The 21,054-nt window shown below is 65.2% G+C and carries 18 protein-coding genes; 8 read left to right on the forward strand and 10 right to left on the reverse strand.

The window, feature by feature from the left end; translation table 11 throughout:
• Window positions 1-6: 6 nt before the first annotated feature.
• Together BJL86_RS10995 and BJL86_RS11000 are read left to right on the forward strand one after the other, a co-directional pair.
• A complete protein-coding gene (locus BJL86_RS10995; protein WP_067473904.1) occupies window positions 7-681 on the forward strand; it encodes an amino acid ABC transporter permease in 675 nt (224 codons plus the stop codon).
• On the forward strand, window positions 678-1,553 hold the full coding sequence (locus tag BJL86_RS11000; protein ID WP_067473901.1) for an amino acid ABC transporter permease: 876 nt from the start codon (window positions 678-680) through the stop codon (window positions 1,551-1,553). The genes BJL86_RS10995 and BJL86_RS11000 overlap by 4 nt, the downstream gene beginning before the upstream one ends.
• 141 nt (window positions 1,554-1,694) lie before the next feature.
• On the opposite strand, the gene BJL86_RS11005 is transcribed toward BJL86_RS11000, so the two are convergent.
• Window positions 1,695-2,435, reverse strand: coding sequence for an SDR family oxidoreductase (locus BJL86_RS11005; RefSeq protein ID WP_067473899.1), 741 nt, complete (start codon window positions 2,433-2,435; stop codon window positions 1,695-1,697).
• Between the two features lie 220 nt (window positions 2,436-2,655).
• Here BJL86_RS11005 and BJL86_RS11010 point away from each other — a divergent pair, with 220 nt between their 5' ends.
• On the forward strand, window positions 2,656-3,480 hold the full coding sequence (locus tag BJL86_RS11010; RefSeq protein WP_067473897.1) for a maleylpyruvate isomerase family mycothiol-dependent enzyme: 825 nt from the start codon (window positions 2,656-2,658) through the stop codon (window positions 3,478-3,480).
• A gap of 33 nt (window positions 3,481-3,513) precedes the next feature.
• Here the strand turns inward: BJL86_RS11010 and BJL86_RS11015 are convergent, their stop codons facing one another.
• The gene (locus BJL86_RS11015) at window positions 3,514-5,649 is read right to left on the reverse strand and encodes a bifunctional metallophosphatase/5'-nucleotidase (protein ID WP_067473895.1); all 2,136 of its coding nucleotides are present in this window, start codon (window positions 5,647-5,649) and stop codon (window positions 3,514-3,516) included.
• Between the two features lie 339 nt (window positions 5,650-5,988).
• Here BJL86_RS11015 and BJL86_RS11020 point away from each other — a divergent pair, with 339 nt between their 5' ends.
• The 3 genes from BJL86_RS11020 to BJL86_RS11030 all read left to right on the forward strand — a co-directional run bounded on the left by BJL86_RS11020 (window position 5,989) and on the right by BJL86_RS11030 (window position 9,625).
• Window positions 5,989-7,713, forward strand: coding sequence for a peptide chain release factor 3 (locus BJL86_RS11020; protein WP_067473950.1), 1,725 nt, complete (start codon window positions 5,989-5,991; stop codon window positions 7,711-7,713).
• Window positions 7,714-7,748: 35 nt separating this feature from the next.
• The gene (locus BJL86_RS11025) at window positions 7,749-8,969 is read left to right on the forward strand and encodes an AI-2E family transporter (RefSeq protein ID WP_075844968.1); all 1,221 of its coding nucleotides are present in this window, start codon (window positions 7,749-7,751) and stop codon (window positions 8,967-8,969) included.
• Between the two features lie 80 nt (window positions 8,970-9,049).
• Entirely contained in the window at window positions 9,050-9,625 is a 576-nt protein-coding gene (locus tag BJL86_RS11030) for a GtrA family protein (RefSeq protein ID WP_067473891.1), read from the forward strand.
• A gap of 133 nt (window positions 9,626-9,758) precedes the next feature.
• On the opposite strand, the gene BJL86_RS11035 is transcribed toward BJL86_RS11030, so the two are convergent.
• The 3 genes from BJL86_RS11035 to ppk2 form a co-directional block, all read right to left on the reverse strand.
• Window positions 9,759-10,817, reverse strand: a complete 1,059-nt coding sequence (locus BJL86_RS11035; RefSeq protein WP_067473889.1) for an enoyl-CoA hydratase/isomerase family protein — start codon at window positions 10,815-10,817, stop codon at window positions 9,759-9,761.
• Between the two features lie 69 nt (window positions 10,818-10,886).
• The gene (locus BJL86_RS11040) at window positions 10,887-12,203 is read right to left on the reverse strand and encodes an alpha/beta hydrolase (RefSeq protein WP_067473886.1); all 1,317 of its coding nucleotides are present in this window, start codon (window positions 12,201-12,203) and stop codon (window positions 10,887-10,889) included.
• Window positions 12,204-12,347: 144 nt separating this feature from the next.
• Window positions 12,348-13,319, reverse strand: coding sequence for a polyphosphate kinase 2 (ppk2, locus tag BJL86_RS11045; RefSeq protein ID WP_082908458.1), 972 nt, complete (start codon window positions 13,317-13,319; stop codon window positions 12,348-12,350).
• Window positions 13,320-13,793: 474 nt separating this feature from the next.
• Here ppk2 and BJL86_RS11050 point away from each other — a divergent pair, with 474 nt between their 5' ends.
• On the forward strand, window positions 13,794-14,426 hold the full coding sequence (locus tag BJL86_RS11050; protein ID WP_156515285.1) for a hypothetical protein: 633 nt from the start codon (window positions 13,794-13,796) through the stop codon (window positions 14,424-14,426).
• A gap of 3 nt (window positions 14,427-14,429) precedes the next feature.
• On the opposite strand, the gene BJL86_RS11055 is transcribed toward BJL86_RS11050, so the two are convergent.
• Entirely contained in the window at window positions 14,430-15,230 is an 801-nt protein-coding gene (locus BJL86_RS11055) for an LLM class F420-dependent oxidoreductase (protein ID WP_067473880.1), read from the reverse strand.
• Window positions 15,231-15,306: 76 nt separating this feature from the next.
• Here BJL86_RS11055 and BJL86_RS11060 point away from each other — a divergent pair, with 76 nt between their 5' ends.
• Complete coding sequence (locus tag BJL86_RS11060) at window positions 15,307-15,741, forward strand: VOC family protein (protein ID WP_067473877.1); 435 nt, start codon at window positions 15,307-15,309, stop codon at window positions 15,739-15,741.
• 24 nt (window positions 15,742-15,765) lie between these two features.
• Here BJL86_RS11060 and BJL86_RS11065 read toward each other — a convergent pair whose 3' ends face one another.
• From BJL86_RS11065 to BJL86_RS11080, 4 genes are read right to left on the reverse strand one after another with little or no spacing between them, the layout of a single operon-like run.
• Entirely contained in the window at window positions 15,766-16,953 is a 1,188-nt protein-coding gene (locus BJL86_RS11065) for an alkaline phosphatase family protein (RefSeq protein ID WP_067473874.1), read from the reverse strand.
• A 39-nt stretch (window positions 16,954-16,992) separates the two neighbouring features.
• Window positions 16,993-18,207, reverse strand: a complete 1,215-nt coding sequence (locus BJL86_RS11070; protein ID WP_067473872.1) for an MFS transporter — start codon at window positions 18,205-18,207, stop codon at window positions 16,993-16,995.
• Complete coding sequence (locus tag BJL86_RS11075) at window positions 18,207-20,021, reverse strand: ABC-F family ATP-binding cassette domain-containing protein (protein ID WP_067473870.1); 1,815 nt, start codon at window positions 20,019-20,021, stop codon at window positions 18,207-18,209. Before BJL86_RS11075 ends, BJL86_RS11070 begins: the two co-directional genes overlap by 1 nt.
• 42 nt (window positions 20,022-20,063) lie before the next feature.
• On the reverse strand, window positions 20,064-21,047 hold the full coding sequence (locus BJL86_RS11080; protein WP_067473867.1) for a 4-(cytidine 5'-diphospho)-2-C-methyl-D-erythritol kinase: 984 nt from the start codon (window positions 21,045-21,047) through the stop codon (window positions 20,064-20,066).
• Between the last annotated feature and the right edge of the window lie 7 nt (window positions 21,048-21,054).

Genomic DNA, 21,054 nt, shown 5'->3' on the forward strand with positions numbered 1-21,054 from the left:
TAATCCATGTGGGAAGAATTTGGACCTGCTCTGTGGCCGGCCTTTTGGATGACCATCAAGCTCACATTTTTCTCGGCCATCGGCTCGCTCATCTGGGGCACCATCCTCACTGCGCTTCGAGTGTGCCCGGTGCCGATCCTCCGCGGTTTCTCGGCCGCCTATGTCAACATCGTGCGAAACACCCCACTCACGCTCGTGGTGCTGTTCTGCTCGATGGGCCTGTACCAGAACCTCGGCCTCGCCCTGGCTCCGGAAAACGATCACTTCATCGAGAACAACAACTTCAACCTCGCGGTCCTCGCGTTCATCCTCTACACGTCGACGTTCGTGTGTGAGACGCTGCGCTCCGGCATCAACACGGTGCCCATGGGCCAGGCGGAAGCGGCACGTTCGCTGGGGCTTGGCTTCGGCCAGATCCTCGGGCTCATCGTCCTGCCGCAGGCGTTCCGCTCGGTCATCAACCCGCTCGCCTCGGTGCTCATCGCGCTGATCAAGAACACGACGATCGCCTCGGTGATCGGTGTCGCCGAAGCATCGTTGTTGATGAAGTCGACCATCGAGTCCTACGCCGGCGATCTCTACGTCATCTTCGCGGTGATCGCGCTCGGCTTCGTAATTCTCACACTCCCGGTCGGCCTGTTGTTGGGCAAGGTCAGCGAGAAGGTGGCGGTTAAGCGATGAGTACAAACGCAACGGTTCTCTACGACGCTCCGGGCCCCAAGGCCCGCAAGCTCTACGGCGGCATCGCCGTCGCCTCGATCATCATCTTCATCGCGATCGTCGCGTATGTGCTCGTCATCCTCGGCCAGAACGGTCAGCTCGAGGGCGAGAAGTGGTCGCCTTTCCTCAAGGGAACGACCTGGACCACTTACATCCTCCCCGGGCTGGTCGGCACGATCGTCGCTGCTGTGTTGTCGATCGTGCTCGCCATGGTCCTCGGCCTGGTCCTCGCGGTGGGACGCATGTCGCAGAACGCCGCGCTGCGGTGGATCTCGGCGATCATCGTCGAGCTCTTCCGCGCTATCCCGGTGCTGCTGCTGATGATCTTCGCCTACCAGCTGTTCTCGCTGTACCAGGTGTTCCCGTCGACCTACCTCGCACTCGCCGCGGTGGTCTTCGGTCTGACCTTCTACAACGGTTCGGTGATCGCCGAGATCATCCGGTCCGGCGTGCACTCGCTGCCGAAGGGCCAGAACGAGGCTGCGGTCGCCCTCGGGCTTCGCCCCGGTCAGACCATGCGGATGATCCTGCTCCCGCAGGCCATCACCGCCATGCTCCCGGCGATCGTGGCGCAGATGGTCATCGCGCTCAAGGACTCCGCCCTCGGTTACATCATCGGCTACGTCGAGGTCGTGCGTTCGGGCATCCAGTCCGCCTCGTACTACCGCAATTACCTCGCCGCGCTGTTCGTGGTTGCCGTCATCATGATCATCCTCAACTACTCGTTGACGAAGTTCGCCGGCTGGCTCGAGCGCCGCGTGCGCGAGGGCCGCAAGAGCAAGACGCCTTTTGCCCGGCCGAAGGAAGTGGAGAAGGTCGACGCCGGGGCCTGACCCTGGCACAACCACGCCAACACCACCACGCCAACATCTCCACACGACCAATGGAGCGGGGCCGCGATCATGCGGCCCCGCTCCTTCGTCTCTATCCCCGCTTACACGGCCGGACCTATTGCACGGCCTTGGGCCGTCTGGTTATTCGACGACGGTGTCCACCCACTGTGACGGCGTGGGGCCGAGGATTTCTGCGCCCTTCGGGGCGAGCAGCACCCCGGTCGCCAGCTGCGCGATCGGCGGCTCCTCGGACCGCACCGGGCGCTCGTCTCCTCGCGCACGGAGAAGGCGCTCGGTGAGCTCTGGCAGGCGGATCTGTTCCGGGCCTGCGACGTCATAATTGGTGGGGTCGCCCTCTGCGGTGCGCACGAGCGAACCGGCGACCTCCGACACCGCGATCGGCTGGATCAGCCAGTCGGAGACGACGACATCGCGATCGGAGAACTGCACCGCCGCGGGGTTGGTTGCGAACTCCATCCACTGCGCCGAACGGACGATGCTCGTCGCGAGCGGCGAGGCCGAGTACACGTCCTCCTGCTCGCGCTTGGCGACGTAGTAGTCGAACTCGTCGAAGCAGGCATCGCCGATGTTGCAGATCGACAGGTACACGAGGTGGCCGACGCCGGCTTCCTGCGCCGCCTTCGAAATATGCTGCGCCGCGGCCTTGTGGACTGCGACGACATCGCTGTTGCTTCCACCCTGCGGGGCGGACGCGTCGATGACGACGTCGCTTCCGGCGAATGCCTCGACAAGCCCGGTTCCGGCGGCGAGATCGATGCCGGCGCTGCGGCTGAGCTCGGCGACGTCATGTCCGTTGGCTCGGGCGTGGCGGACGACTTCGCGCCCGGCCGTCCCGGTTGCTCCCAATACTGCGATCTTCACGCCTTATCCCCTCTTTGCATCTTCGGATCGTCGGTTCCTGTGACGTCGTTCGTCCTTCATTGTCGGCCCTTGCGAGACTGCGTCGCCACCGTGGGGCGCAGAGCACGACTGGGGTCCTCCCCCGCCTTTCACTTTGATACCGTCCGAAAAGTATTTCCAGCCGACCGTCGAATTGGATCGTTCCTCCAACATGCGGCACCGCCGGCGCTACATTTCTTGCATGGCCACCGAGAATCCCACTACTGAACGCGAGCAGATCATCGACGCCCTCACCGGCGAGTGGACGGCAATCCGCGAGCTCACCTCTACATTCGACGAGGATGACTGGGGCGCCCAGACGCCGTGCCCCGGCTGGAGTTCGCGCGACATCATCTCCCACATCATCGGCACCGAATCGATGCTTGCCGGCGAGCAGACCCCGTCGTCCGGCGACGAGATGCCCTCGTTCGTGCGCAACGAGATCGGCGAGCTCAACCAGGCGTGGATCGAGCACTTTCGCGGCGTGGACACGGCAGAACTGCTCGACCGGTTCGACGCGATCTCCGGCTCGCGGGCGGAGACGTTGCGCGCGATGTCGGACGCGGACTTCTTCGCCGAGTCGTGGACACCGAAGGGTAAGGGTTCCTACGCAAAGTTCATGCGCATACGCATCTTCGACTGCTGGATGCACGAGCAGGATCTGCGCGACGCTGCCTCGGCGCCGGGAGGGATGGAGTCGCCGGCAGCGTCCATCGCGGTCGAGGAGATGATCGGCAAGCTCGGCTACGTCGTCGGCAAACGCGCGTCCGCGCCCGAGGGGTCCACCCTCACACTGCGACTTACCGGCCCTGCGGGCCGCACTGTGTCCGTGTCCGTCGAAGGACGGGCACGGCTCCTCGATGAGGCACCCATCGACCCCACCGTCGCACTTGAAATGCCGGCGGGCGTGTTCGCGCGGCTCTACGGCGGAAGAGTCGGGCCAGCCGACGTGTCGAATGACATCCGGATAGACGGAGACGGCGAGCTCGCCCAGCGGGTGCTGAGAGAGCTCGCCGTCACTATGTAGAGGCCGCGAGCGGCCGGGGCCGCCCTCTCCTGGCTAGCTGCCGATGGTCTGGGCCTCGAGGCTGCCCTCGGCGTTCGCGCCCTCGAAGCCGAGGACATGGAGCAACGCGACCGAAGAACCGAAGACCGGGGCCAGGCTCGCAAGACTTCCGGCGCCCGGGGCGTCGGTGTCGTCGTCACCATCATCCTCACCCGCACCGACGGTGACCGGAATCGACACGACCGTGCCGTTGTCGAGTTCGACAGTGAGGATCTGCGCCCCCGCCGGCGCATCGGCGGGGATTTCGACGTCGATGTCTACCTTGCCGTCGAGCGGCGCGGCGAAGGCGCCTGCCCCGAACGTCGACTCATCGACCTCGGACGTGGCATCGAAGGTGCCGAGCTCGACCTCGCCGAGCTTCACGGTCGCCTTGGTGGCCTTCGTTGCGCCGAGCGAGGTGAGGTTGAGGTCCGACAGCGTGAAGCTCGCGGTCTCCCCCGCGGCGACGGTGTCGGGAAGGTCCTTCGCAGCGATCGCGCGGCGCGAGAAGTCCGGCTCGAGCGGCGAGTTCTCGCTGATGTAGTCCATCCACGTGTCCGAGTCGATGAGGCCGGTGTCGGACTTGTCAGAGGCCTCCGCGAATTCGGTGAAGTTGTCGCCGCCGCCGGCGAGGAAGCTCTGCGAGACGACCGAGTAGCTTTCGCTTTCGTCGATGGGTTGGCCCTCGAAGCTCACCGAGGTGATGCGGTCACCACGCTCGCGCGTGGGATCGAACGTCCAGGTGAGCGCATCGTTCGTGCCGAGTGCCAGGAACGGGCGCGAGCTGCCGTCGGGCTGCCACTGCTGTTCGAGGACGCTCTTGATCTGCGCTCCTGTCATCTTCATCGTGACGATGGTGTTCGCGAACGGAAGGACACCGTTAGCCTCGGCCTTGTTGATGTTGTCCTCGGCGCCCTCGGGGTCGTTACGCAACTCGTCGCGGAGCCCGCCCGGGTTCATGAAACCGATCTGCGCTCCGCCGCGGTCGGCGACGGCATCGACCATGAACTCCGCCACGAGATTGCCGAGCGCCGACTCGGAGGAGCGATCGTCGCGCTTGCCACCGGCATGCGCCGTCGTGATATCGCCCGACACCGCGCCGACAGGCTTCTCTCCCTCGACTTTCGCACGCTGCAGCGTTCCGTCGACGATCTCCTTGACCTCGGCGACAACCGGATCACTTAGATTCGCGGCGTCCGCCTTCGACGGAACCGGTACGTTTTCCTGCTCATACCCGGTGACGTCGTGGGTTTCGGGATCCACCGTGAGGGTGACACGCCCGATGTTCGACGCATAGGAGCCGGTCTGGATCACCGGCCGGTCCTCGCCGTCGGGGCCCGGCGCTTCGAAGGTATAGGTCTGATGGGTGTGCCCGGTGTAGATGGCCGAGACATCCGCAGAGGTCTCGTCGACGATCTTGGAGAAGACACCGCCATCGCGAGCGGCCTCGAGCGAGGCGCCGGTCGCGGCGCCTTCGTGGTAGGACGCGACGATGACGTCGGCCTCGCCGTTGTCCTCGTTGCCGTCCTTGAGATCCTTTGCCGCCTCGTTGACGGCGTCCACCGGATCCGAGAACTCGACGCCCTCGATGCCGGTCGGCGACACCAGCGCCGGGGTCTCTTCGGTGACGGCGCCGATAACGCCCACCTTGACGCCATTGATGTCGAGTACCTCGTACGGCTGCATCTGCTCGCCGTCTACGGTGACGTTCGCCGCGAGATGACTCCAGTCGGCAGAGTCGGACACGCGGCCGCCCAGGTCGTCGATACCACGGTCGAATTCGTGGTTTCCGACGGCCGAAGTCTCCAGACCGAGCGCATTGAGCACATCGATCGTCGGCTCATCCTGCTCGAAGGAGGACGCAAACAGCGAGGCACCGATGTTGTCTCCCGAGGAGATCAGGGCCGTCGAGTCCTCGCCGTACTCACTGCGCAGCGTCTGGATCGTGTCCGCGAAGGCCACGGTCGACGGCCCCTCGGCGTTGATCCGGCCGTGGAAGTCGTTGATGCCGAGCAAGGTGATCTCGTTACCGCCTGCGGCCTGATCCTCCTGGGCGCCCGCGGAGGAGGGCACGACGACGAGGGTGCCGCCGACGAGGGTCACGACGGCGACCGCCGAGGCCGCGAAGCGGCACTGATTTTTGGGAGACACGAAAGGAGCCTTTCAACTGAGCATTGTCGATATCGACGCAGGATCGTGGGCAAGAAGTCGGCCCACGCACTGCGACATTCTCAGAAGATTCTTGCGTTCCTCACGGCCTTCGGGAAGGGGTCAAAGGAAACGTTCATGAGCACTTCCCCTGGGTGAAACCAGCACCTCCGACGTCATAAATGTGTTGGCCACCCTCTCGTAACCGTGCGCGGAGGTTGGGGCGAATGCGGTGCGAGGACGTAACCTATATAGCTGTACGTTTTTCGGAGCAACCGCCCGCGCGGGCGGGACAGGGGCGATTCGGTGACTGAGGCGGAGGACAAGGCGAACGCCGGCGCGATCGGCGCCGAGGGCGAGGGCTCTGGCGAGGGATCGGGCGATCTCGCGACAGAGGTCGCCCGGCGGCGCACCTTCGCGGTGATCTCGCACCCGGACGCCGGTAAATCGACACTCACCGAGGCGCTCGCGCTGCACGCGCGCGTGATCAACGAGGCCGGCGCCGTGCACGGAAAGTCCGGCCGCAAGTCCACGGTCTCGGACTGGATGGAGATGGAGAAGGCGCGCGGGATCTCGGTGTCCTCGACCGCGCTGCAGTTCACCTACCGCCGCGGCGAAGACCCCGTTCCCTCCGCGTCGGGCACGGAGTTCGACGAGGACGCGCGCGCCGAGGCGAACCGGGCCGCAGCCGCCGCGGGGGCGAAGGCGGAGCCACCGAACGTCATCAACCTCGTCGACACCCCCGGCCACGCCGACTTCTCCGAGGACACCTACCGGGTGCTCACCGCGGTCGACGCGGCGGTCATGCTCATCGACGCGGCCAAGGGGCTCGAGCCACAGACGCTCAAGCTGTTCCGCGTGTGTAAACAGCGGGGCATCCCGATCATCACGGTCGTGAACAAGTGGGACCGGCCGGGACAATCGCCGCTGGAGCTCATGGACGAGATCTCCGACGAGATCGGGCTCGTGCCCACTCCCCTGTACATGCCCGTCGGTATCGCCGGCGACTACCGCGGATTGCTGCGGCGCGGCGAGGACGGCGAGCCGTCCGAGTACATCAAGTTCACGCGCACCGCAGGCGGTTCTACGATCGCGCCAGAAACGCACTACACCCCGGACGCGGCGGCTTCTCTCGAGGGCGAGGCGTGGACTACAGCTGTAGAGGAATCCGAGCTGCTCTCGGCGATGGGCCAGGACCACGACTCCGAGCTGTACCTCGCCGGCGAGACCTCTCCGGTGATCTTCGCTTCCGCGATGCTCAACTTCGGTGTCCACCAGATCCTCGACGCGCTGGTCGATCTCGCGCCGCCGCCTCGCGCCCGGGAGACGGTCGCCGAGACCGAGCGCGACGTGACGGATGAGTTCTCCGCCGTCATCTTCAAAGTGCAAGCGGGCATGGATGCCGCGCACCGCGACCGGCTGGCATTCATGCGGGTCGTCTCCGGCGAATTCGACCGCGGGATGGTGGTGACCCACGCGCAGACGGGCAAGCCGTTCGCCACCAAATATGCGCTGACGGTGTTCGGCCGCGATCGCACAACGGTCGAGACCGCCTACCCCGGCGACGTGGTCGGACTCGTCAACGCGACGGCGCTCGCGCCCGGTGACACCCTGTACTCGGGCAAGAAGGTGCAGTTCAAGCCGATCCCACAGTTCGCGCCCGAACATTTTGCGGTGCTGCGCGCGAAGTCCCTCGGCCAGTACAAGCAGTTCCGCAAGGCCGTCGACCAACTCGCCGCCGAGGGTGTCGTGCAGATCCTGCGCAACGACCTGCGCGGCGAGGCGAATCCGGTGATGGCCGCGGTGGGGCCGATGCAGTTCGAGGTCGTCACCGCGCGGATGATGGCCGAGTTCAAGATCGAGGTCGTCGTCGAGAACCTGCCCTACACGATCGCCCGCGGCACGGACTCGGAGTCCGCGGCCGAGCTCGGCCGGCAGCGAGGCGTCGAGGTCTTCACCAGGTCTGACGGCGAGCTGCTGGCGCTCTTCGGCGACAAGTGGCGCCTGGCGTACATCGAGAAGGAACTCGACCACCTCACCATCGAGCCGCTGGTGGCCGACGCGTAGGTTTGCTTCGGGCATTCTCACGTAATCTCGATAGCGTGAGCAACGATGACACGAACGGCGATGCGCCTTCTAGCGAATCCGCACAGATCGCCGCCGCGGAAGTCCGCGCCGACCAGGCGGAGCCGTCCTCTGGCGACGGTGCTAGTGCCGGCGAGAATTCGGAGTCTTCTTCGTCTCCCTGGGGCGTGACAGCGATCGCTTTGGTCGGGGTCGCGGCGCTGGTGATCGCCGTGTTCGGTCTTCGCGAAACCGCAAGCATCTTGATGCCCGCGTTCCTCGCCGTCAACCTGGTAATTGCGGGGATGCCACTGCAACGGTTGCTGGCGAAGTTCATGCCAGGCGTGCTTGCCTCTGTCGGGTTGCTGCTTGTGTTGTACGCTCTGCTCGCTGCATTTGTGGCCTCGCTCGTGTGGTCGGTCTGGGTAGCCGCGGAAGAGATTCCGCTTTATCAGGACCGATTCACGCAGCTCTATGACGACACCATCATGTGGCTCGGCGATTTCGGCCTATCCGAGGATCAGATCCGCGAATCGTTCGGTAACGTGCAGCCCGACCAGATCGTCGGCTACGTGCAGACGGCCGCGGGTTCGCTCTCTTCGCTCGGCACCATGCTCGCGATCCTTGTCGTGACGATCTTCTTCTTGTGCTTCGACGTTCCCGGCCTCGGCTCGCGATGGGACCGGGTCACCTCGTTGCGCCCCCGCGTCGCCGAATCACTCGAGGAGTTCTCGCATGGCATCCGGCGCTACTGGATCGTTTCCACCGCATTCGGTCTCATCGTGGCGGCGATGGACTGGGTCGCTCTGATCATCCTTGGTGTTCCGCTCGCCGGGGTGTGGGCCGTACTCGCGTTCATCACGAACTACATCCCGAATATCGGTTTCGTTCTCGGGCTCGTCCCGCCGGCATTGTTCGCGCTGCTCATAGGCGGGCCCTCGACGGCGCTCTGGGTCGTGGTCATCTATTCGGTGATCAACCTGGTGATGCAGAGTTTTATCCAGCCGAAGTTCACCGGCGATGCCGTGGGCCTGACACCGACGATGACATTCCTCTCGCTCGCGTTCTGGTCACTCGTCGCCGGACCGCTCGGCGCGATTCTCGCGGTGCCGCTGACTCTCGCCTTCAAGGCATTGTTTATCGACACCGATCCCCGCATGGGTTGGTTCTCCACATTCATGGTGTCGACGGGAAGCGAGAAGAAGCGCGAGCGACGCCGGGAAAAAAGGCACACTAGGCGCACCGCCCGGCGAAGTTAGCCACGGATTCGTCCTGCAGCGGATTAAACTCGGAAGTTAATGTCCACTGCAATAGCCCCTTCTACCTCGGCCCCGATCTCATGAGTTCGCAACACAAGCTTCCCGGCTACGTCCAGTTCGGCTTGTACGCGATGATCGGCGGATCGGGTTTCGTCGTAAACACGGTGTCGCTGTTTCTCATCAAGTCGGCGGTCGTGGACATTTGGGGCGCCGCAAGCGTAAACGAAGTCGTTCTTCCGCTGCCGCTCACAGACTTCAACATTCGTCTCTACCACGTGTTTATCGCCGTGAGTTTCCTCATCGCGAACCTGTGGAATTTCTTCCTCAACAAACGGTTCACGTTCTCGAAGAAGGATCTCGAGCATCTCGAAGGGGTGCGGACGAAGTACACGCCGTTCCTCGTAGTCGGGCTTTTCGGTCTCGCGGTGACCGCCGCAGTAACGACGCTGCTGATGAACCCGACGTCTCCCCTGCACCTGCCCGATAGCATCTTCGACGACTCCTCGTTCCTCCGCGACAGGCTGTACTGGGCCAACGGCGTCGGCATTATCGTCTCGACACCGGTGACGTTCCTCGTGAACAAGTACTGGACATTTACGCATCGTCCGAAGCCGCGGGATGCCGTGAAGGACGAGCACCCCGTCGAGCTGCCGTAGCTGCGGGTGCCGACTGGGGCCACGACGTAAAGAGACCGCAGGCGCAGTCACGTTTCACCGCGTCATGACAACGGTGAAAGGTGACTGCACTTGCGGTTTGTGTGTGGGGCGAGATTTTCGCCGGGGCCGCCGGCTAGTTCGTGGTCAAGGCTTGGCGGATGGCCTCGACGTCGACGTCGGCGAACGACGAAGGCTGCCACGCGGCATCGCGCGATTTGTCGACGAGGACTGCGCGCACGCCCTCCGGGAAGTCGGGGCCCTGGCACACGAGCGCGCCGAGCTCGAGTTCGTTGCGCAGCGCCTGCTCGACCGAGGAAACCTGCGATCCGGCGCGCATCAATTCCAGCGTGGCCACGACCGACGTCGGCGAGTGCGACTGCAACGCCTCGCGGGCCGAGGTTGCCCAGTCCGCGGCCGCGCCGGACGAAGAAGCCATCGAATCGAGCTCGCCGAGGATCTCCTCGATCGTGTCGCGGGAGAACGCGCGGGCGATGAACTCCTCCTGAGCGCGGATCGGCGAATCCCCGGCCTCGGCCGGGTCGCTGCAGTGCTCGTCGAGCGCCTGGTCCAAGCCGGATTCGAGGGCAGTGTCCTGGAAATCGGGACGTACGGCGTCATAAATGAAGTGGGTGCCGAAGCCGAGGTAGAGGGCATCAGCGGCGCCCATGCGCGCGCCGGTTGTGCCCAGGTACTTGGCCATGGCGAGGCCGAGGTCGCCGCCGCCGGCGAAGCGCGGCAGGAGCCAGGAGGCGCCGACGTCGGGGATGAAACCGATGGCGGTTTCCGGCATCGACGACATGAGGGTTTCGGTGACGATGCGGTGCGAGCCGTGGCCCGAGACGCCGATGCCGCCGCCCATGGTCGCGCCGAACAGGACGGAAGCGTACGGCACGGGGAAGTTCGCGATGCGTGCGTTCATCGCGTACTCGACTTCGAAGAACTTGCGCCCCTCCGCGGGGTCGCCGGAGACGACCGCCTCGCGGACCGCCTTGATGTCTCCTCCGGCGCAGAATGCCTTCGGCGAGGTCGAGGTGAGCAGGACGGAGTCGACCGCCCCGGCATCGGACCATTCGACGAGCGCGGCGTCGATCGCCTCGATCATCTCCACGGTGAGCGCATTGAGCGCCTTCGGCCGGTCGAGCTGAATGTGGCCCACGCGGCCCGTGCGAGCAGAAATTATCGAATCACTCATGGGCCCAAGCTTACGTTTTCCGCCCACTGCGTGAGGCGCGATTCACTCAATCCTCGCCCCGCGGTTCCGTTACTTGAGCACGGGGAGCATCGAGTCGAACGCCGCGTTCATTCCCGGGCCGAAGGCGGTCCAGTTGTGGATTCCGGTCGGCATATAGAACGTGTCGTGCTCGACGCCCGCACGATTGAGCGCGCGCGACATCTGATTCGTGCACTCGCGGGCGCCCGCTTCGAGGATGTAACCGGAGAACAGCACGCCCGGCTCGGCGCCGTACTGCTGAATGTCCTGGGGCCCGAGCGCACCGGTTGCCGCGGACATGAACACGTGCGTCCCGGCGAGCTTGTCCGCGTTCGCCGGAAGGTGGTTCTGCTGCCACAGCTCGCTGCCTCGCGGACCCCACATGTTGTCGAGGTTGCCGCCGCGGGTTTCGACGTTGAGGCGGATGGTTTCGTAGCCGAGATCGTCGGTGGCGTTGTAGCAGCCGGAGACGCCTCCCGCCGCGGCGAAGTGGCCGGGGTGGTTCGCGGCGATACGCAACGCGGACCCGGCGCCCATGGACAACCCGAGTACGCCGCTCTTTCCGTTGAGGTCGATATCGGACTCGGCGCCGATGATCGACGGGAACTCCTCGGCGATAAAGGTTTCCCAGTTATTTCGGCCGAGGCGCGGATCGTCCTTGATCCACTCGGCCCAGTTCGCACCCGGCGCGCCGGACGGAGCAACCGCGATTACGTTCTCATCCTCAACTCGTTGCGCGACGTTGGTGCGCGTCCGGAAGGGGGTCGGCAGGACCGTGTCCACGCCCTCGAGAAGATAGAGCACCGGAGCGGGGCCCTTGTCCTCGGAAGGCAGGAAGACTTCGAGAACGACCTCGCGCTGCATCTTCGCCGACGACACGGTCCAATGCTCGAGGCGACCCGGCCCCTGGTGGTCTTCCTGGACCTCTCGGCTGACCAAACGGGTCTCGTTGATTTCCGGGTCCGGTTGCGGCGCCGGGTATCCCTCGCCGGTGAACGAACCGGCCGCCGCCGTCAGCGTGTCCGCGCCGAGGGAGAGCGCCGCCAGTTGGCCGCCGTTGGCGAGCGAACCGACCGGGATCAGCGACATCAGGAACGTCGCACCCACGAGCGCAGGTGCGGTCGCCGATCTCCCACCGTCCCCTGACGAGGCCGCGCTCAGCGGTTCGACACCCGCCGAAAGCGGCGCCAACGTAGGCGCATTGCTGTTGAAGGCGGAGCCGTTGGCGATGAGCCCGAGGCTCGAGCGGATGCCGTCCTGGATGGTCTCGGCCGAACCCGATGGGTTAGCAATGACCTCGGACTGTGCCCCGGCGACCGGCGTGGACACCACCGCCGGTGTCGACACCACGAGAACACCTGCCACCATTGCCGACATCCATGCCCGAAGTTTCCGAGTTCCCCTGATTTTCCGCGCCACTGCCGCGCCCCCGCTCTTGCGACTAAAAGAATTTTGTACGAACTCTAATAGATCGCAAACGCGCGGAAATCGTTAACCGATACCCCCGTGAACTTACCCCTTTTCGAGCAGCTTTGCCGCGACGTCAGGGACGTACTTGAACTCCTCCCGGGGCGGTCGCTCGTACGTTCCCGTAGACGTACGCTCAGGAATCTCCAGGTTCGGAGGATCGAGCCGCTCCCACGGAACGGTCGACAGTAGGTGGCTCATCACGTTGATCCGGGAGCGCTTTTTGTCCTCGGATTCCACCGTGTACCAGGGAGCTTCCGGGATGTCGGTGTGCACGAACATCTCGTCTTTCGCCCGTGAATATTCTTCCCAGCGGTTGATCGACTCGATGTCCATCGGCGACAGCTTCCACCGCCGCATCGGGTCGGACGCGCGGTCACGGAAGCGGCGCTCTTGCTCCTCGTCGGACACCGAGAACCAGTACTTGCGCAGCATGATCCCGTCCTCGACGAGCAGCCGCTCGAAGATCGGCGCCTGGTGCAGGAAGCGTCGGTACTCGTCGGTGGTGCAGAAACCCATGACACGCTCGACGCCGGCGCGGTTGTACCAGGACCGGTCCATGATCACGATCTCCCCTGCCGCCGGGAGGTGCTCGATGTAGCGCTGGAAGTACCACTGCGTCGTCTGCCTCTCGGTTGGCGCGGGAAGCGCCACGACCTTCGCGTGCCGCGGGTTGAGGTACTGCGTGATCCGCTTGATCGCCGAGCCCTTGCCCGCCGCGTCGCGCCCCTCGAAGATCACGACCATCCGGCTACCGGTGTCCTTGACCCATGCCTGCATCTCGACGAGCTCCGCCTGCAGTCGCTTGACTTCCTTCTTGTAGGCCTTCTTCGGCAGCTTCTCCAGCCCGCTGGGCAGCGTGTCCTTCTTCGTCTTCTTGTTTGCCTTGGCGCCCGACTTCTTAGCGCTCGACTTCGCATCTGCCTTACCCGCGGCCTTGGCCCCGCCCTTGCCCGCAGCCTTTGCCGGCTTCTTCGCCGAAGCCTTCTTGTCGTCGTCCTTCTTCTTCTCGCTCATGCAAAGAGCTTATGTTTATGACGTCGGACGCGCCGCGTTTGCCACGAGATTCGTGTAGATCCGCCGTCTTTCGTTCAGCGGTTCCTCAGCGACGTTGCGCGCTCCTGGGTATCGTGTCATTCGCCGAATGTGAAAGTCGCCCACATGCCTCATCGATTCTGGAGCTATATGTACTCGTACCGGCGGGACGCCCTCCGAGCCACCGCTGCCGCACTCGGAGCATCGGCGCTCCTTGTTGCTGCAGGCTGTTCGACCGATTCCGACGACGCAGCTGCGCCGATGACAACCGCGTCCCCGTCGTCGCAAGGCGAGACGTCGACTTCGGCGAGCCAGACATCATTTACATCGACTTCCACTAGCTCAAGCGCATCTGATTCCGATAGCCACGTCGACAAGGAGCAATACAGGGTCTACGGCTCTACGTTCGGATTTCGACTGAAGGACTCGGGCGACGGATGTTGGATCGGATCCGATTTGAATAACAGCTTCTCCTGCAACGTAACCCTCAATGTTCCTCCGAAGATTAACGATGAGAATATCTCGGACAAACCTCTTCCTGCGAATATCGTCAAGCTTTCGGACGCCGACTCGCAGCTGGAATTCGGGTATAGCCCGCTCGAAGGAGGGCACAATTCGGATCTTAGGGTCCTAGAGCCTGGCAAGACTCTGGTTGTCGATGGCATCTCGTGCAAGGCGGAGAGCGCCACTTCGCTGAGTTGCAAGACCAAAACAGAGTCCTTCGAATACGCCGACGGCGCCGTGCGCTCGGAGGCACCCGGACTCAATAGAGCGAGCGCCACCACCTCGAGCGCCGCGAAAGACACGTCGTGCCCGGGGATCCAAATGGCCTACGGAGACCCACTCACGATGCAGGTCACAGGCTCGTCGCCGATGGATTGCGACGAAGTTCGCGAGGTGTCATCTGAATACACCGAGATCATCACGAACATGACCCAAGAGGATGTCGCTCAGTACGGGAACTCAGGCATCCGCGAATTCGACGGCTGGTCGTGCAGTGCGCCGTCTGCGGGCATGGCACAGACGATGGGCTACACGTTCAAGTGCACAAGTCAGTCCGAAGGCAAGGAATTCCTCTCGCCAAGCTAACCGCTACTTCGCGTTCTGCTCGTCCCTCCAGGCGATCCATTTGCGTACCGCGTCGACGTCATAATCCGGCCCCGAAAGCCCGACCGTAAACAGCGACGCGCCGAGCGCGCGGACCTGCTCGACCTCTTCCACCTCGCGCCTTCCGACCTCGGTGGAGATCTCGATCTCGGAGGTGTCGCGCCCGACGGCCTTGCCGTGCTCGGCAAGGATTCCGAGCTTGCGCTCGAGCGTTTCGGGGTCGGAGAAGCTGTGCCAGATGTCGGCATGCTGAGCCACGATCCGCAGCGTCTTCTTCTCCCCGCCACCGCCGATGAGCACGGGAATCTTCCGAGTCGGCGCCGGGTTGAGCTTCCCCCAACGCGATTCGATGATCGGCATGTCGCGGGCGAGCGCGTTCAACCGCGAACCGGCCGTCCCGAACTCGTAGCCGTACTCGTCGTAGTCCCTCTCGAACCAGCCGGCGCCGGTGCCGAAGATGAACCGGCCCTCCCCGCCCTTGGCACTGATGTGGTCGATGGTGCGGGCCATATCGGCCTGCAGGTTCGCATTGCGGTAGCTGTTGCAGTTCACCAGCGCGCCGATCTGCACACGGGAGGTCTGCTCCGCGAGCGCCGCGAGCATCGTCCACGATTCGAAGTGCAGGCCGTCTGGCTCGCCGCTCAGCGGATAGAAGTGATCCCAGTTGAAGATCACATCAACACCGATCGCCTCCAATTCGGCGGCGGTCTCGCGGATGTTCTCGTAGCTCGAATGTTGCGGCGCCATCTGCGCGGCGATGCGGACGGGACGTAAAGCAGAAGTCACAGGGGTCTCCCAACGGTCGTGCGTTCCACCCACACAGTAGGCGCTTTCGCTCCTCGCCCGCCGGTAGCATCAGCACATGGCCATATCCTTGGAGAACGTCGGCATTGCGGTCCGCGACCTTGACGCCACTATCGCCTTTTTCACCGACCTCGGTCTCACTGTGATCGGCCGCGACACAGTTAGCGGCGAGTGGGCTGACACGGCCGTGGGTCTCGACGGAAACCACGCGAGAATTGCAATGCTGCAGACACCCGACGGCAACGGCCGGCTGGAGCTGTTCGAATACATCCACCCCGACGCCATCGATACCGAGCCCACTCTTCCCAACGAGATCGGCATGCATCGCGTCGCATTCAAGGTCGACGACATCGACGCCGCCCTCGCCATAGCCGCGAAGCACGACTGCCACCCCCTACGCGGGGTCGCCAACTATAACGACGTGTTCAAGCTCTCCTACCTACGCGGACCGAGCGGGATTATCGTCATGCTCGCTCAGGAGCTCCGCGGCTGACGAGCGCGCGCCACACCTCCGACGTCATTGTCGAACCGCCCCTTCCCCGGCGATGAGCGGAACCAATTGCTCGTCCGCGGTCCACGCCCCGTGGTGGCCGACCATCGTCGATTCGTCGGGCTCGCCCGCGGGGCGCAGCAGCACGCTCGTCCCCTCGGCCACCGCGAGCACGTCCCCGATCCGCCGCTCGATGTCCGCGCTCGGCGGTGTCGGCCCGAACCACTGTTCGTCGAGCGCCTGCTCCTTCGTCACGACATGGGCATGCTCGCCCAGCGTCTCGGCCCACCGCTCGCGCACATCCTCCGTCGCGGCAGGCGATTCGGTGTAGACGTGCCGCACCCGCGCTTCCCCTGCCACGAGTATGACGCCGGACGCCAGCTCCTTCTCCGCGTCGAGATTCACCGCGTGTCCTGCCGCGATCATCCCGTGGTCGCCGGTGACGAGCAGTGTCGTCGTCGATGGCAGTGCAGACAGCAGGTCCCCGACGAGCGTGTCGACCTTGATGAGTTCGCCCTTCCACTCCGGTGACCCGGGGCCGAAGATATGCCCGGCTGCATCGAGGTCGGGGTAGTAGGCGTAGACGAAGTGGCGCTGGGTTCCCGGGAGCGCCGCGACCTCGAGCACGCCGTTCCGAACCTCGTCAATTGTAGAGGCGTCGTGGAACGTGCCGCCTGCGCGGAACGAGGCGCGAGTGAGACCCGAATGCTCCTGGTAGCCGGGCGCGACATAGTGCACCTCGATGCCCGCTCCTGCGAGTTGTTCCAGGCGACTGGTACGTCGTTGAGCCTCGCGGGGAGGTAGATCGGCGCGGGCGTCCTCGCCGCGCGCGGAGTCGAAGCGCCAGCGCAGCGAGTTGAACAGCCTCCTGCCGCTCCCTTGCTCCGGTAGCCCGAAGCTGTAGCCGATGATGCCGTGGGCACCGCATGGAGCCCCGATCGCGAGCGTCGACAACGAGGTCGCAGTGGTGGCGGGAAATCCTGCGGCGATGGTGTGGGCGATGCGGGAGTGCAGGGTGGGCGCGAGTTCGCGATGCTGCTCGAGGAGAGTGGCTCCGAGACCGTCGATGAGCAGCACCACGACGTCACGATTCGGGGTGAGCGAGAACGGGGCTGTGGCAGAGTCGTCCCCGCCGATCCCGTATGAGGCGGCGACGGCGGGGAGAATGTCGGCCAGACCGCCCTGGGTGGCCAGATCAAGGTGGTGCGCCGGCATGGGTCCGTCCTTTCGCGATCCTGTCTAGGCGCGATTGTCTCAGCGCGCCGCCGGGCTGTGTCCCTTTCGGCGGAATGCGGTGATGACGAGGGCGGCGATGCCCGCGACCATCGCGAGCGCGACGTAGCCGGTACCGACATCGGGGAGCGAGATCGATTTCGACGCCTGCCCTGCGGCGAGCCCCGGTATGGCGGCGCCGCTGTAGGAGATGAGGTACATCGTCGCGAGGGTGCCCGCCCGTTCGGAGGCGTCGACATTGCCGAGCACGGCGCGCATGCCGCTGCTGTTCGCAGCGCCCTGAGCGAGCCCGGCGACAAGGCTGATGGCGAGGAAGGGGCCGAGGGCACCGGCGTGGAGCGATGCCATGATCGCCACCGAGAGCACCAGGAAGGAGCAGAGGCCGAGGCGAAAGGCGTGCACGGGTTGCATGCGCCCCGACAGGCTCCCGCCGAGCGGGGCGAGGATCACCGCGGAGGCGAAGACCACGGAGATCACCAGCGCGCTGCTCGAATGGAAATAGTCCGCCGTCATACCCGGGGCAAAGGACTGGTAGAAACCCGAGAACGACCAGGTGGCCACAAGTGCGCAGCCCGCGGCGGCGAGGATCCGCCCCGAGCCCTGCGGCACGTGGACTCGCGGGACGAGGGAGCCGAGAGCGCCGCCTCGCCGAGGCATGGTCTCAGGACACAACGCGACGAGAACCGCGATGAGGGCGAGCACGACCACCGCGAGGATGAGGGTGAGTGTGCGCGGGAACGGGGCGAACTCGGACAGCGTCCCGGAGATCAACGCGCCGACGGGAATGGCGAACGGTGGGGCGCTGCTCGTGACCACGGCGGGCAGCCACAGGAGGCGGCCCCGCGGAGCGGTGTCGATGACGAACGCGCCCGCCGCGGTCGAGGCGAGGCCGCAGGCCAGGCCCTGCAGCATGCGGGCTGCGAGGAGTACAGGGAGCGAATGGACCTGGGTCATCACGACGCAGCCGGCGATGGCGAAGAACAGCGCCGCGATGATCACGGGTTTGCGGCCGAGGTGGTTCGACAGTCGTCCCAACAGCAACAGCGACAGCGCCGTGAACGCGAGGTAGGTGACGGTCGTTAGCGCGAGGTCGCCATCGGTGATCCCGTCGTCGACGCGGAACATGTTGTACAGCGGAACGGGCACGCCCGAGGACATGAAGATGGCGATCATCGCCGCCGAGGCGATGGCGAAGACCGCCGGGCGCGGCAGGGTCGACGACCGCAGGTCCGCCACTAGTCGAGCCCTTCCGACAGCTCCATCCACTGTTCCTCGAGCTCGGCGATCTCCGCTTCCTTTGCGCTGACCTTCTTGCCGAGGTCGGACAGCCCGCCGATATCGCTCTGGTCGTGCGCGGCCATCTCGGCGTTCAGCTTCTCGATCTCGGCGGAGGCCTTGTCCATCTTGCGCTCCACCGACGCCAACTGCTTCTCCGCGGCACGCTTCTCGGCCCCGGACAGCTTGGGTTCGGCGTGAGCGGTCGCTTCGGTCGGTGTCGCCGACTTCATGCCGCCGGAACTCGCGGTGCCCTTGGCGATCTCCGCGCTGCGGCGAAGGTACTCGTCCACGCCACCGGGCAGGTGGCGAAGGTGCCCCTGAAGCACCGCGTACTGGTCATCGGTGACGCGCTCGAGGAAGTACCGGTCGTGGCTGACGACGACGAGCGTGCCCGGCCACGAGTCGAGCAGATCCTCCATCGCGGCGAGCATGTCGGTGTCGAGGTCGTTGGTCGGCTCGTCGAGGATGAGCACATTCGGCTGGCTGAGCAGAATGAGCAGCAACTGCAGGCGCCGCTGCTGCCCGCCGGACAGGTCCTTGACCGGCGTGGAGAGTTGCGCGCTGGCGAAGCCGAGGCGCTCGAGGAGCTGCGACGGGGTCATCTCCTGAGCCTTCGATCCACTGCCGAAGGTGTAGGTCGTCTGCAGCTCGGAGATGACCACGCGGACGGGGTCGTTCATGTACTTGTCGAGCTCGTGCGTCTGCTGCGTAAGCGTGGCGACCTGAACGGTCTTTCCTCGCTTGACGCGTCCGTCCGACGGCTCGACATCGCCTGTGATGAGCCCGAGGAGCGTGGACTTTCCCGCGCCGTTGGCGCCGAGGATGCCGGTGCGCTCGCCGGGAGCAAGCCGCCACGTGACGTCGTGGAGCACGTCCTTCTCGCCGTAGGACACCGAGACGTCCTCGATGTCGACGACATCTTTGCCGAGCCGCGAGACCGCGAGTGATTCGAGCGCGACCTTGTTGCGGATTTCCGGAACGTCGGCGATGAGCTCGTTGGCTGCGTCGATGCGGAACTTTGGCTTCGAGGTACGCGCGGGCGCACCGCGGCGGAGCCACGCGAGCTCCTTACGGGCGAGGTTCTGCCGCTTCTGTTCGACCGCGGCCGCCTGGCGGTCCCGCTCGACGCGCTGCAGGATGTACGCCGCATACCCGCCGTCGAAGGGCTCGACGATGCGGTCGTGCACCTCCCAGGTAGCGGTGCACACCTCGTCGAGGAACCAGCGGTCGTGTGTGACGACGAGGAGCCCGCCGGCGTTCTTCGGCCACCGTCCCTTGATGTGCTGGGCGAGCCACGTGATGGCCTCGACGTCGAGGTGGTTGGTGGGCTCGTCGAGCGCGAGGATGTCCCATTCACCCGCGAGCAGTTTCGCGAGCGCGACGCGGCGACGCTGCCCTCCGGAGAGGGTGCCGACCAGCGCGTGCCAGTCGAGGTCGGAAAGCAGACCATTGACGACGTCGCGCACCTTCGGATCCGAGGCCCATTCGTGCTCGGCGGCCTCGCCGACCACGGCGGTGCCCACCGTCATCTCGCCGTCGAGCGTGTCCTGCTGATCCAAAACCCCCATGGTGACGCCGCCGCGCACGGTCACCCGGCCCGAATCGGGTTCGCGCCTGCCGGCGAGCATCGCGAGCAGACTCGATTTTCCGTCACCGTTGCGGCCGACAATCCCGATGCGGTCTCCCTCGTTGACGCCGAGGGACACCGAGTCGAAAACGACCTTCGTGGGATATTCCAGATGCAGGGCTTCTGCCCCGAGAAGATGTGCCATAGCGATAAGCCATGTTACGCGCGGCCTGCGGATATCGCGGCGCTAGGTCGCCGTGATGTGCGCCCCGCGTGTCGGCCCGGTGATCGCGCGGACCGCGTGCGCGGAACCACGGGTAGCCAGTTCGGTCGCCACGTCGAGTGCGGACGCGCCGTCACGGCACAGTAGCAGGCACGTCGGACCCGACCCCGCGATCACTGCGGCGAGCGCCCCGGCCTCGCGGCCGTCCTCCAGGGTGCGGCGTATGGCAGGACGCAGCGAGGCGACAGCATTGGCGAGATCGTTGTAGAGGTTCGCGGCGATCTCGTCGACATCGCCCCCGGCGAGCGCTCGTGCGAGGTCGATGTGGCCGTCGTCGACGGGCTGGTCCTCGGCGTCGAAGCTCGCCGACGGATGGGCGGTGCCGGCGCCGCGCATGCGGTCGAGTTCGGCGAATACGCTTTCGGCGCCAAGCCCCTCGCGTGCCATCGCCACGACCCAGTGAAGTGGATCGCCGCGCCACGGCATCGGGGTCACCTGCTCCCCGTGCCCGATCCCGAGCATCGTCCCACCGTGCAGGCACAGCGGCACATCGCTACCGAGTGACTGCGCGACCCCGAGTTCCTGCGCCGGCGACAATCCGAGCCCGAAGAGTGCGTTCGCGGCGACGATAGACGCGGCAGCATTCGCCGCGCCGCTGCCCATGCCCCCGCGCACCGGGATGTCGGAGTCGATGTCGACGCGCACTGCTTCCTCCGGGCGACCGGCGGTCTCGAAGCACCGGCGGACCGCCGCACGCACGAGGTCCTCATCCCCTCGCTCTACGTATGTCGAAGGACCGGAGAAGGTCACGGTGCCGGTGCCGGATTCGGGCTCCGCCGTCATGGTGACATGGGTCCACAGGCCCACCGATTGATAGACGGTGACGATTCCATGGAGACCGTCGGCACGCCGCGGGCCGACTCCGAGATGGAGGTTGACCTTCGCCGGCGCCGTGGCGGTACGACGACGCGTCTCGCCGGACTGGGGTCGCGTTACGGGCCCGGACATCGGTGGA

Origin of the sequence: Dietzia timorensis (assembly GCF_001659785.1) — a bacterium.
In the GTDB taxonomy this organism is placed as follows: Bacteria; Actinomycetota; Actinomycetes; order Mycobacteriales; family Mycobacteriaceae; genus Dietzia; species Dietzia timorensis.